This is a genomic window from Enterobacter sp. T2 (assembly GCF_010692925.1).
Lineage (GTDB): Bacteria > Pseudomonadota > Gammaproteobacteria > Enterobacterales > Enterobacteriaceae > Enterobacter > Enterobacter kobei.
Map to the genome: position 1 here is coordinate 4,548,117 of NZ_CP048736.1, position 12,188 is coordinate 4,560,304.

Consider the following 12,188-nt stretch of genomic DNA (forward strand, 5'->3'; position numbering starts at 1 on the left):
ACGTCCTATGCTACATTTGTTTGCCGGCCTGGATTTACATACCGGGCTTTTATTATTGCTTGCTCTGGTTTTTGTACTGTTTTACGAAGCGATCAACGGCTTCCACGACACTGCAAACGCAGTAGCAACGGTTATCTACACTCGCGCAATGCGATCGCAACTTGCGGTTGTTATGGCGGCGGTATTTAACTTTTTTGGTGTCCTTCTGGGCGGACTGAGCGTGGCGTATGCGATCGTGCATATGTTGCCAACGGATCTGCTGCTTAACGTGAGTTCCGGTCATGGCCTTGCCATGGTGTTCTCAATGCTGCTTGCTGCCATTATCTGGAACCTCGGTACCTGGTATTTTGGCCTGCCTGCATCCAGCTCTCACACCCTCATCGGCGCGATTATCGGTATCGGGTTAACTAACGCCCTGATGACCGGGACATCCGTCGTTGATGCGCTGAACCTGCCTAAAGTACTGGGCATTTTCGGTTCTCTGATCATCTCTCCAATTGTGGGTCTGGTGGTTGCGGGTGGATTGATTTTCATCCTGCGTCGCTACTGGAGCAACACCAAGAAACGTGCGCGCATCCACCTGACGCCAGCAGAGCGTGAGAAGAAAGACGGTAAGAAAAAACCGCCATTCTGGACGCGTATCGCGCTGATCATTTCCGCTATCGGCGTGGCCTTCTCTCATGGCGCGAACGATGGGCAGAAAGGCATTGGTCTGGTGATGCTGGTCCTGATCGGTGTCGCACCGGCAGGTTTCGTGGTTAACATGAACGCCTCTGGTTACGAAATCACCCGTACCCGTGATGCCGTCAACAACGTTGAGACCTATTTCCAGCAGCATCCCGATCTGCTGAAAAAAGCGACCGGCGTTGATCAGCTGATCCCATCTCCGGAAGCCGGTGCAACTACCGCGCCGGGCGAATTCCACTGCCATCCGGCAAACGCGATTAACGCGCTGGAACGCGCCAAAGGCATGCTGGGCGATATCGAAAGCTACGACAAACTGGCCGTTGAACAGCGTGGTCAGCTGCGTCGTATCATGCTCTGCATCTCTGACGTGACCGATAAAGTCGCGAAACTGCCAGAGGTGAATGCCGACGACAAACGTCTTCTGAAGAAACTGAAAAGCGATATGCTCAACACCATTGAGTACGCGCCAATCTGGATCATCATGGCCGTCGCGCTGGCACTGGGTATCGGTACAATGATTGGCTGGCGTCGTGTGGCAACCACCATCGGCGAGAAGATCGGTAAGAAAGGCATGACCTATGCGCAGGGGATGTCCGCGCAGATGACGGCGGCGGTTTCTATCGGCCTGGCGAGCTACACCGGGATGCCGGTATCCACCACCCACGTACTCTCCTCGTCCGTGGCAGGTACCATGATTGTTGACGGTGGCGGTCTGCAGCGCAAAACCGTGACCAACATCCTGATGGCCTGGGTGTTCACCCTTCCGGCGTCCATCCTGCTGTCTGGTGGTCTGTACTGGATTTCGCTGAAGCTGATCTAATCAGCTGAAGGCGACAAAAAGCGGGTCAGGAAACTGACCCGCTTTTTTTATGCTCAGTGCCAAATCATCAATGCAATCATACTGACCACAACCAGCCCGCACAGGGCGCTGGTCAGAATGAACTGCCGACGCAGACGCTCGCACCGACGGATAAACTCTTCATCGTGATGATCGCGGTAACGCTGGTAGTAGATATATCCCACCAGTCGCATCTGTTTGCTGGGCTGTCCATGCGAGGTGAAGAACCCTCCACCGTCCACATACTGATAAAGCAACGGATCGCAACCACGAAGTACCACTAACAGCGCACGTAACGATGAGAAGTAGCGCGCCATATTCACTATGCAAACTACGCATAACGCCCAAAACAATGCGACGGTGCTAATCATACATCCTCCCCGGCGTCCGCCCACGGAGCAAGGCTCCTGAGCTCCCGCACCCCAATGCCCTGACAGACAGTTCAGTGAAAGAATGACCAAAAGTCGATCCGGTTCGCGTTTTAATATCCGAACGGCTCATTAAATAGTGTAGGAGATCCGTTAATTTTTTTGCCACAAGGTTAATCGTTATCAACACCAAAGCTTGAAAAATATGTTTAACTGGGCCGTAATGAAAGTATCAGACGACGGCATTCTCATTTAGTCATCGATAACTTAAGGAAGGAGTAACACTATGGCTTACAAACACATTCTCATCGCGGTAGACCTCTCTCCGGAGAGCAAAGTGCTGGTTGATAAAGCGGTATCCATGGCACGCCCCTACAACGCGAAAGTTTCCCTGATTCACGTTGATGTGAATTACTCCGACCTCTATACCGGTCTGATCGACGTGAATCTCGGCGATATGCAGAAGCGCATCTCCGAAGAGACGCATCACGCCCTGAGCGAACTGTCCACCAACGCGGGCTACCCGATTACCGAGACCCTGAGCGGCAGCGGCGACCTGGGTCAGGTATTGGTTGATGCGATTAAGAAATATGACATGGACCTGGTCGTATGCGGTCACCACCAGGACTTCTGGAGCAAGCTGATGTCGTCCGCGCGCCAGCTGATCAACACCGTTCACGTGGATATGCTGATTGTTCCACTGCGTGACGAAGAAGACGAGTAAGTGTAAAAAGCCCGGTGGCGCTAACGCTTACCGGGCCTACAGGCAGCATTGAACGTAGGCCGGGTAAGGCGAAGCCGCCACCCGGCTTTTTTTATTCCGGTGTACCTGAATAGATATCAAACCGGTGCCCTTTCGTGGTCACCGCGTTAGTCGTGGCCACGTCCGCCAGGGGCGGCGCGTAGTCAGGGCGCTTCACCACCACCCGCTTCGTCGCGAGCTGTCTGGCAGGCTCCAGCAGACCATCTGCATCTAAATCCGGCCCCACCAGCGACTGAAACACCCGCATCTCTTTCTTCACCAGCGCGCTTTTCTGCTTATGCGGGAACATCGGGTCGAGATAGACCACCTGCGGGCGCGGGGTGATATCGGTGAGCGCCGTCAGGCTGGAGGCGTGGATCAACTGCAACCGCTCCTGCAGCCACGGGCCGATTTCCGGGTCCGCGTAGCCACGCGTCAGCCCGTCGTCGAGCAATGCGGCGACCACCGGGTTACGCTCCAGCATTCGCACACGACAGCCAACAGACGCCAGCACAAACGCATCGCGACCCAGCCCCGCCGTGGCATCGACCACGTCCGGAAGATAGTTCCCTTTAACCCCCACCGCTTTGGCCACCGCCTCGCCGCGACCGCCGCCGAACTTGCGCCGGTGCGCCATCGCACCGCCGACAAAATCGACAAAAATCCCGCCGAGTTTCGGTTCGTCGCGCTTACGTAATTCAAGATGCTCCGGTGTCATCACCAGCGCCATCAGGTTATCTTCATCGTGCTCCAGCCCCCAGCGGGCCGCCAGAACAGATAAGGCGCCGTCTCCGGCGCCTGTTTCATCCACTAAGCAGATTTTCACGAACTATCAGCCTTTGATCCCGTAATGCTCAAGCATCGCATCCAGCTGCGGCTCACGGCCACGGAAGCGTTTGAACAGTACCATTGGCTCCTCAGAACCGCCGCGGGTCAGGATGTTATCGAGGAACGACTGGCCGGTTTCACGGTTGAAGATCCCCTCTTCTTCGAAGCGGGAGAAAGCATCCGCTGCCAGCACGTCGGCCCACAGGTAGCTGTAGTAACCTGCCGCATAGCCGCCTGCGAAGATGTGACTGAACGCATGCGGGAAGCGGCCCCAGGTTGGCCCAGGGATCACAGCAACCTGCTTTTTAATCTCGGCCAGCGTTTCGAGGATTTTCGCCCCTTGTTCCGGGCTAAACTCGGCGTGCAGACGGAAATCAAACAGGCCGAACTCCAGCTGACGCAGGATGAACATCGCTGCCTGGTAGTTCTTGGCCGCCAGCATTTTATCCAGCAGCTCTTTCGGCAACGGTTCGCCGGTCTCATAGTGACCAGAGATAAACGCCAGCGCGTCCGGCTCCCAGCACCAGTTTTCCATAAACTGGCTTGGCAGCTCGACCGCATCCCACGGTACCCCGCTGATGCCAGCCACGCCTGCGGTTTCGATGCGGGTCAGCATGTGATGCAGACCGTGACCGAACTCGTGGAACAGGGTGATCACTTCGTCGTGAGTAAACAGCGCAGGTTTGCCATTCACCGGGCGGTTAAAGTTACAGGTCAGGTAAGCGACCGGCTTTTGCAGGGAACCGTCGGCTTTACGCATCTGGCCGACGCAGTCATCCATCCACGCTCCGCCGCGCTTATTCTCACGCGCGTAGAGATCAAGGTAGAAGCTACCGCGCAGCTCATTCTTGTCGTCATACAATTCGAAGAAGCGCACGTCCGGATGCCAGACGTCGATATCGGTTCGCTCTTTGGCTGTGATGCCGTAGATGCGCTTCACCACTTCGAACAGGCCGTTAACGGCTTTGTTTTCAGGGAAGTACGGGCGCAGCTGCTCATCGCTGATGCTGTAAAGATGCTGCTTCTGTTTTTCGCTGTAGTACGCAATATCCCACGGCTGCAGCTCGTCCACGCCGAACTCCGCTTTCGCAAAAGCACGCAGCTGAGCCAGCTCTTTCTCACCCTGAGGACGGGCGCGTTTTGCCAGATCGGTCAGGAAGTCGAGCACCTGCTGTGGGTTCTCCGCCATTTTGGTGGCGAGGGATTTGTCGGCGTAGTTTTCGAAGCCCAGCAGCTGTGCCAGCTCGTGACGCAGGGCGAGGATTTCCGCCATCACCGGGCTGTTGTCCCACTTACCGGCATTCGGCCCCTGATCGGAGGCGCGCGTGCTGTAGGCGCGGTACATCTCTTCACGCAGTGCCTGGTTGTCGCAGTAGGTCATTACCGGCAGGTAGCTTGGGATATCCAGCGTTAACAGATAGCCTTCCTGCTCTTTCGCTTCGGCCTGCGCTTTCGCTGCTGCCAGCGCGCTTTCCGGCATCCCGGCCAGCTCGGATTCATCGGTAATCAGCTTCGTCCAGCCCATGGTGGCGTCGAGGACGTTGTTGCTGTACTGGTTGCCCAGCTCGGACAGGCGCGCGGCGATTTCACCGTAGCGAACCTGCTTCTCTTTTGGCAGACCAATCCCGGACAGCTCGAAATCACGCAGGGCGTTATCGACCGATTTTTTCTGCGCCGTGTTCAGCTCGGCGTAATGGTCGCCGTCACGCAGATCGCGATACGCTTTGTACAGCCCTTCGTGTTGGCCGACCCAGGTGCTGTACTCCGAGAGCAGCGGCAGGGTCTGTTCATAGGCCTCGCGCAGTTCCGGGCTGTTTTTCACCGAGTTCAGGTGGCTTACCGGGGAGAAGATACGCCCCAGCACATCGTCCACTTCGGCCAGCGGCTGACACAGATTTTCCCAGGTGTACGGTGCGCCCTGCGCCACCACGCTTTCTACCGCCGCGCGGCAGTTGTCCAGCGATTGCGTAACGGCTGGAACCACATGCTCAGGGAGGATTTTAGAAAACGGCGGCAACGAAAAAGGCGTCAGTAATGGATTGGTCATAAGCGCTGTCCTGTTGAAATAGGTGAATGAAGCGCGCATCCGGCGCTGTGCATATCATTAATTAATGGGGTTAAGTGTAGAGGATTTCAATGCCGGACGTCGTGGAAAAGCGCCCGGTGGCGCTGCGCTTACCGGGCCTGCGGGTAATCTGTGCCGTTCTGCTGTAAACTGTGGCAAATCGTCAATTCAGCGGAAAATCATTACCCATGCTCAGTTATCGCCACAGCTTCCACGCTGGCAACCATGCCGACGTCCTCAAACACACCGTTCAGAGCCTGATCATTGAATCGCTCAAAGAGAAAGAGAAGCCGTTTCTCTATCTGGACACCCACGCGGGCGCGGGCCGTTATCAGCTGAGCGGCGAGCATGCCGAGCGTACCGGTGAATATCTGGAAGGGATCGCCCGCATCTGGCAGCAGGACGACCTGCCAGCCGAACTGGAACCGTACATCGGCGTGGTGAACCACTTCAACCGCAACGGCCAGCTGCGCTACTACCCAGGCTCACCGCTGATTGCCCGCCAGCTGCTGCGCGAGCAGGACAGCATTCAGCTGACCGAACTGCATCCGAGCGATTTCCCGCTGTTGCGCTCTGAATTTCAGAAAGATAACCGCGCCCGCGTGGAGAAAGCCGACGGCTACCAGCAGCTGAAAGCCAAACTGCCGCCCGTTTCCCGCCGCGGCCTGGTGCTGATCGATCCGCCGTATGAAATCAAAACCGACTATCAGGCGGTGGTGACCGGCATCCACGAAGGCTACAAACGTTTTGCCACCGGCACTTACGCCCTGTGGTACCCGGTGGTGCTGCGCGCGCAAATCAAACGCATGATCAAAGATCTGGAAGCGACCGGTATCCGCAAAATCCTCCAGATTGAGCTGGCCGTGCGCCCGGACAGCGACCAGCGCGGCATGACCGCCTCCGGCATGATTGTGATTAATCCGCCGTGGAAGCTCGAAGCGCAGATGAACAACGTGCTGCCGTGGCTGCACAAAACGCTGGTGCCTGCGGGTACAGGCCACGCCACCGTCAGTTGGATCGTGCCGGAGTAATCGCAGCCATCGGTGGAAACTATTGATTTCAGGTATACAATCGCGGCAATTCACGATTAAGGATAAAAGCTATGACTAAGCATTATGACTACATCGCAATCGGCGGCGGCAGCGGTGGCATCGCCTCCATCAACCGCGCAGCCATGTATGGCCAGAAATGTGCGCTGATCGAAGCTAAAGCGCTGGGCGGCACCTGCGTGAACGTGGGTTGTGTACCGAAGAAGGTGATGTGGCACGCGGCGCAAATCCGCGAAGCGATCCATATGTACGGCCCGGATTACGGCTTTGACACCACCCTCAATCACTTTGACTGGGGCAAGTTAATCGCCAGCCGTACCGCCTACATCGACCGTATTCACACCTCCTACGACAACGTGCTGGGTAAGAACAACGTCGATGTGATCCACGGCTTTGCCCGCTTTGTGGATGCGAAAACGATCGAAGTGAACGGTGAGACGATCACCGCCGATCATATCCTGATCGCCACCGGCGGTCGTCCGAGCCACCCGGACATTCCGGGCGTGGAATACGGCATCGACTCAGACGGTTTCTTTGAACTGCCTGCGCTGCCTAAGCGCGTTGCCGTGGTTGGCGCGGGTTACATTGCGGTAGAGCTGGCGGGCGTGATCAACGGCCTGGGTGCGGAAGCGCACCTGTTTGTGCGTAAACACGCGCCGCTGCGCAGCTTTGACCCGCTGATTGTCGAGACGCTGGTTGAAGTCATGAACGCTGAAGGCCCAACACTCCACACCCACGCGGTGCCGAAAGCGGTAGTGAAAAATGCGGACGGCAGCCTGACGCTGGAGCTGGAAGATGGCCGCAGCCAGACCGTCGACTGCCTGATCTGGGCGATTGGTCGTGAACCAGCGAATGACAACTTTAACCTGGCCGTGACCGGCGTGAAAACCGACGAAAAAGGTTATATCGTCGTCGATAAGTTCCAGAACACCAGCGTACCGGGCATTTACGCAGTCGGCGATAACACCGGTGCCGTAGAGCTGACCCCGGTGGCCGTTGCGGCGGGACGTCGTCTCTCCGAACGTCTGTTTAACAACAAGCCTGACGAGCATCTCGATTACACCAACATCCCGACCGTGGTCTTCAGCCATCCGCCCATCGGCACCGTTGGCTTAACCGAGCCGCAGGCGCGCGAGCAGTATGGCGACGACCAGGTGAAAGTGTATAAATCCGCGTTCACCGCGATGTATACCGCCGTCACCTCTCACCGTCAGCCATGCCGCATGAAGCTGGTCTGCGTGGGCCCGGACGAGAAGATTGTGGGTATCCACGGCATTGGCTTCGGCATGGATGAGATCCTGCAGGGCTTCGCCGTGGCGCTGAAAATGGGCGCGACCAAGAAAGACTTCGACAACACCGTGGCAATCCATCCGACCGCCGCGGAAGAATTTGTTACCATGCGTTAAGGCAGAAGCCCCTCTCCGGAGGGGCTTTTTTTATTCACATTCATAAATCGTTGCAAAACGAATGCTCCGAAAATAGTGATCTACCGCACATTTCCCTCCCCATCTACCGAAGCGAATGTCTACGCTTATAAGACGCCCGGAAAAAAACTGTCTTTAAGTACACACAACCGGAGGTCCCTATAACCATGTTCAACCAGAAACTACAGGCTACCGAGAATATCGAATTCGAGATCGCAGAAGAGCTGCGCTACGAGACCGATCCCTGCGAGTTGAAACTGGATGAAATGATTGAGGCGGAGCCGGAACCCGAAATGATCGAGGGGCTACCCGCCTCCGATGCCCTGACGCCCGCCGATCGCTATCTGGAACTGTTCGAGCATGTTCAATCAACACGCCTGTTCGCGGACAGCAAAACCTTCCCTGACTGCGCGCCGAAGATGGACCCGCTGGATATCCTGATCCGCTATCGTAAAGTGAAACGTCACCGGGATTTCGACCTGCGCCAGTTTGTAGAGAACCACTTCTGGCTACCGGCCACCTACGGCACGGAATATGTTTCTGACCCCGGTCTGTCGCTAAAAGAGCACATTGACAGCCTGTGGCCGGTGCTGACGCGCGAACCGCAGGACCATATCCCCTGGTCCTCTCTGCTGGTGTTACCGCAGGCCTATATTGTGCCCGGCGGGCGATTCAGTGAGACCTATTACTGGGACTCCTATTTCTCCATGCTGGGGCTGGCGGAGAGCGGACGTAACGACCTGCTGAAGTGTATGGCGGATAACTTCGCCTGGCTGATCGAGCGCTACGGGCATATCCCAAACGGTAACCGTACCTATTACCTCAGCCGCTCTCAGCCGCCGGTCTTTGCACTTATGGTCGAGTTGTTTGAAGAGGACGGGGTACGCGGCGCGAAGCGTTACCTTGAGCACCTCAAGATGGAGCACGCCTTCTGGATGGACGGTGCCGAGTCGCTGCTGCTTAATCAGGCCTATCGCAGCGCGGTACGTATGCCGGATGGATCATTGCTCAACCGCTACTGGGACGACCGCGATACGCCCCGGGACGAATCGTGGATTGAGGACGTAGAAACGGCCCGTCACTCCGGACGTCCGCCAAACGAAGTGTATCGTGACTTGCGCGCGGGTGCAGCCTCAGGCTGGGATTACTCCTCCCGCTGGCTGCGTGAGCCTGGCCGACTGGCCAGCATTCGCACCACGCAGTTTATCCCGATCGATTTGAATGCTTTCCTGTTCAAGCTGGAGAGTACTATCGCCAATATCTCGGCGTCGAAAGGGGATAAAGAGACCGCTGAACTGTTCCATCAGAAGGCCAGCGATCGCCGCGCCGCGATTAACCGCTACCTCTGGGATGAAGAAAGCGGCTGTTATCGCGACTATGACTGGCGCCGCGAAGTGATGGCGCTGTTCTCTGCGGCGAGCATTGTGCCGCTGTACGTCGGTATGGCCACGCATGAACAGGCCGATCGACTGTCGGATGCGGTGAAAACGCGACTGCTGACGCCGGGCGGGATTCTGGCAACCGAGTATGAAACCGGCGAGCAATGGGATAAACCCAACGGCTGGGCCCCGCTGCAGTGGATGGCCATTCAGGGGTTCAAGCAGTATGGCAATGACTCACTGGGCGATGAGATCGCCTGGAGCTGGCTGCAGACGGTGAATCATTTTTATAAGACCCACCACAAGCTGATTGAGAAGTATCATATCGCCAGCAGTACGCCACGCGAGGGGGGCGGGGGTGAGTATCCCCTTCAGGACGGCTTCGGCTGGACCAACGGCGTAGTGCGACGGCTGATAGGGTTGTATGGGGAGCCTTGAGTGGGGTGCGGTCTGGTGCCCTCACCCCGGCCCTCTCCCACAGGTTAAAAGGATCAGCGAATCACCTCATAAATGGCAGTCTGAATAGACTGCCATTTTTTCGTGGTGGCATCCGGTTGCGACTGCGCACGCCGCGTAGCCATATCCAGATCGTGCTGCTGGCGCTTCACCACGGCGGGCACGGTGCAGAACGCTTTGAGATACGCTTTACGCACTGAGGTCAGGGATTCACCGTTCGACATCGCGTGGCTGAGCGTGTTGATAAAGCGACGGCATGGCTTCTCTTCCGTCATGTTCCGTCGGTAGCGCAGCATGAGCTCCAGCACGTCGTCATGGCCTGCCGACATCGCCTCTTCGGTCCATGACAGCTTCCAGTCCATCCCGCCCTGCAAAAAGAGCTGCGCGACACGAGTATCGTTGCGGTTAATCGCTGAACGGAAATTATTGTCGTCCCAGGTCACCCCCATGCGGGTCAGCGTCTCGCGCGCAGAAGGGGTTTCGCGCATATCTTTCGGCGGAGCCGCTTGCGCAGTGTGTTCGGCCGACGACTGCGGTTTGCTGCTGGTCACCAGCCAGAAGCCGCCCACCAGGATGGCGATTACCATCACGCCAACCGCGCCCCATAACGCACCGGAGATAAGCTGCTCACGCTGTTCGGGCGTGCGCGGCGCGCGCTGGGTCGGCTTTTCAATCGTGTCACGAACCTCAAACAGATCGCCACCGGTAACACGATCCATTTTCTGCGCCTTTTCCCAGAAAGTGTGCAGTTCACTGGCGTCCACCGCCATCAATCCGGCCGGGTTGACGCGCGTTCTCCCCTCTTCGAATGCACGTTGAACCGGTCGGGATATCTGCATGTAGTAGTTATCCAGCAGCTGAATTTGCGCCGAACTTAACGTTTTCTGAACCGTGATGTTGTTGCGAATTTGCCGAATATCATCAAGGAAGGTTTGCAGCGTTTTACGCGGTTCTACCAGGAGCGTCAGCATGGCAGGATCGTTAAACAGCGAGGCGTAATACCGGCTGAACTCTTTTTTATCCACCAGCATCTGCGCCAGTTCACTGAACATCATCCCACTCAGGATATCGTTGATCTCCCCGAGCTTCAGCCAGCGTCTTACCCGGTCGGCATTAAATAAGGTCTTGAGATGATTATTGAGCCGCACCTGATCGGGCCAGGCCTGCTGAATAAGTCCTTTAATCATCAGCTCAATGGCGCGAACCTGCTTGTGCGCCTGCTGTTGCTGCAGTTCGCTACCCGTTGCCAGCTCCGTGCTGTAAGTCAGCAACGGCTGCTGCAAACGAAGATGTTCCAGCGTGGTCACAAAGCGCATCGCCGCAATCAGCTGGTTTTCGCTGACATCCTGCCCGCTTTCATACTGTGGAACGCGCTGCTGCAGCAGGCGCAGCTGCAACGTAAATTCCGACATCTCGGCATCATTCAGATTGAGCGTCTTCGCAACGGCTGCCCATCCCCCGAGCGCTAAACGTGCGCTATCCAGTTGTTCCAGGAGCCAGCGTGGATCTTTTCCCTCAGAAACATGTACATTCAGGAGAAGCAAAATTTCAACCGACGCCTGGCGAATGACCGCCAGACAGTGTTCAAACTGTTCGCGAATATGATGTGATGTGCTGAGAGTCATTGTTTTCCTTAAGCGACAACGAAGACATCAGGAATGGGCACTTATGGCCATTTTTCTTTTATTTATACATGCTTAACCATACCTGACTTTCTGTTGAAATAAAGTGACAACCCTAAAATCATTAAAAATGTTTCAGGAGAATCTTAATGCCGGTTTTAATGACTTCACGCCTGAATTGCTCGCCTCTGCAGGAGCATGACTGGCCCTTTTTTCTGGCGTTGCAGCAACATCCTGACGTGATGCGCTTTGTGGCGGAAAACCGTCCCGTTGCCGCAATTCGTGAGGCGTTTGATTCTCGTCTGCCCCTCTGGACGCCGGGCAGCACGCACTGGCTGTGTCTCGTCGTCCGTGATGCCACCTCTCAGGCACCGCTGGGCGTGACCGGGTATATTCATCGTGAGGACGATTGCGCTGAAGTGGGCTTTCTTTTTGCACCCGAGGCGCAGGGGAAAGGTTACGGTTTCGAATCCCTGCAGGCGCTTTGCGATTACGCCTTTCGTGAGGGCGGACTACGTCGGCTCACCGCCACCGTCACGGCGGGAAATGTCGCCTCCAGACGTCTGCTGGAAAAAGCCCACTTTCGTCTGGAGGGGGAGCTTCGCGAGAGCTATTACCTTTCCGGACGCTGGCAAAATGACTGGTTATTGGGTTTATTGCGGCATGAATATCTGAACCATAACGCCTGATCAACAGCCATTTGGCGGATATTTTTCATTGTTCAATTCCT

At 56.4% G+C, this 12,188-nt stretch carries 10 protein-coding genes; 6 read left to right on the forward strand and 4 right to left on the reverse strand.

Translation table 11 applies throughout. The annotated features are described in order from the left end of the window. Positions 1-7: 7 nt before the first annotated feature. Positions 8-1,507, forward strand: a complete 1,500-nt coding sequence (pitA, locus tag G0034_RS21815) for an inorganic phosphate transporter PitA (protein ID WP_023337922.1) — start codon at positions 8-10, stop codon at positions 1,505-1,507. Between the two features lie 53 nt (positions 1,508-1,560). Here pitA and uspB read toward each other — a convergent pair whose 3' ends face one another. Continuing rightward, on the reverse strand, positions 1,561-1,896 hold the full coding sequence (gene uspB / locus G0034_RS21820; RefSeq protein WP_003861224.1) for a universal stress protein UspB: 336 nt from the start codon (positions 1,894-1,896) through the stop codon (positions 1,561-1,563). 283 nt (positions 1,897-2,179) lie between these two features. Between uspB and uspA the strand changes: the two genes are divergently transcribed. Next, a complete protein-coding gene (gene uspA / locus G0034_RS21825) occupies positions 2,180-2,617 on the forward strand; it encodes a universal stress protein UspA (protein ID WP_003861223.1) in 438 nt (145 codons plus the stop codon). 91 nt (positions 2,618-2,708) lie between these two features. Here uspA and rsmJ read toward each other — a convergent pair whose 3' ends face one another. Both rsmJ and prlC read right to left on the reverse strand, forming a co-directional pair. Further along, positions 2,709-3,461 carry a 16S rRNA (guanine(1516)-N(2))-methyltransferase RsmJ gene (gene rsmJ, locus G0034_RS21830; RefSeq protein WP_014885581.1) on the reverse strand — a complete coding sequence of 251 codons (753 nt, stop codon included), beginning with the start codon at positions 3,459-3,461 and terminating at the stop codon, positions 2,709-2,711. A gap of 6 nt (positions 3,462-3,467) precedes the next feature. Beyond that, on the reverse strand, positions 3,468-5,510 hold the full coding sequence (gene prlC / locus G0034_RS21835) for an oligopeptidase A (RefSeq protein WP_023331525.1): 2,043 nt from the start codon (positions 5,508-5,510) through the stop codon (positions 3,468-3,470). Between the two features lie 206 nt (positions 5,511-5,716). On the opposite strand from prlC, the gene G0034_RS21840 reads away from it, so the two are divergent. From G0034_RS21840 to G0034_RS21850, 3 genes are all read left to right on the forward strand, one after another. Beyond that, positions 5,717-6,559: a 23S rRNA (adenine(2030)-N(6))-methyltransferase RlmJ gene (locus G0034_RS21840; RefSeq protein ID WP_014885583.1), complete on the forward strand. Its 843-nt coding sequence runs from the start codon at positions 5,717-5,719 to the stop codon at positions 6,557-6,559. 71 nt (positions 6,560-6,630) lie between these two features. Next, a complete protein-coding gene (gorA, locus tag G0034_RS21845; protein WP_045269646.1) occupies positions 6,631-7,983 on the forward strand; it encodes a glutathione-disulfide reductase in 1,353 nt (450 codons plus the stop codon). A 185-nt stretch (positions 7,984-8,168) separates the two neighbouring features. Further along, on the forward strand, positions 8,169-9,818 hold the full coding sequence (locus G0034_RS21850) for an alpha,alpha-trehalase (RefSeq protein ID WP_014885585.1): 1,650 nt from the start codon (positions 8,169-8,171) through the stop codon (positions 9,816-9,818). A gap of 53 nt (positions 9,819-9,871) precedes the next feature. Here the strand turns inward: G0034_RS21850 and G0034_RS21855 are convergent, their stop codons facing one another. Continuing rightward, positions 9,872-11,461 carry an STY4199 family HEPN domain-containing protein gene (locus tag G0034_RS21855; RefSeq protein ID WP_014885586.1) on the reverse strand — a complete coding sequence of 530 codons (1,590 nt, stop codon included), beginning with the start codon at positions 11,459-11,461 and terminating at the stop codon, positions 9,872-9,874. Positions 11,462-11,607: 146 nt separating this feature from the next. Between G0034_RS21855 and G0034_RS21860 the strand changes: the two genes are divergently transcribed. Next, positions 11,608-12,147: a GNAT family N-acetyltransferase gene (locus tag G0034_RS21860; RefSeq protein ID WP_023337926.1), complete on the forward strand. Its 540-nt coding sequence runs from the start codon at positions 11,608-11,610 to the stop codon at positions 12,145-12,147. Positions 12,148-12,188: the final 41 nt, after the last annotated feature.

Excerpts from the sequence above, each read along its gene's own strand:
- pitA (WP_023337922.1), top strand. The coding sequence starts at position 8 with ATGCTACATTTGTTTGCCGGCCTGGATTTACATACCGGGCTTTTATTA.
- uspB (WP_003861224.1), bottom strand. The coding sequence starts at position 1,896 with ATGATTAGCACCGTCGCATTGTTTTGGGCGTTATGCGTAGTTTGCATA.
- uspA (WP_003861223.1), top strand. The coding sequence starts at position 2,180 with ATGGCTTACAAACACATTCTCATCGCGGTAGACCTCTCTCCGGAGAGC.
- prlC (WP_023331525.1), bottom strand. The coding sequence starts at position 5,510 with ATGACCAATCCATTACTGACGCCTTTTTCGTTGCCGCCGTTTTCTAAA.
- G0034_RS21840 (WP_014885583.1), top strand. The coding sequence starts at position 5,717 with ATGCTCAGTTATCGCCACAGCTTCCACGCTGGCAACCATGCCGACGTC.
- gorA (WP_045269646.1), top strand. The coding sequence starts at position 6,631 with ATGACTAAGCATTATGACTACATCGCAATCGGCGGCGGCAGCGGTGGC.
- G0034_RS21850 (WP_014885585.1), top strand. The coding sequence starts at position 8,169 with ATGTTCAACCAGAAACTACAGGCTACCGAGAATATCGAATTCGAGATC.
- G0034_RS21855 (WP_014885586.1), bottom strand. The coding sequence starts at position 11,461 with ATGACTCTCAGCACATCACATCATATTCGCGAACAGTTTGAACACTGT.
- G0034_RS21860 (WP_023337926.1), top strand. The coding sequence starts at position 11,608 with ATGCCGGTTTTAATGACTTCACGCCTGAATTGCTCGCCTCTGCAGGAG.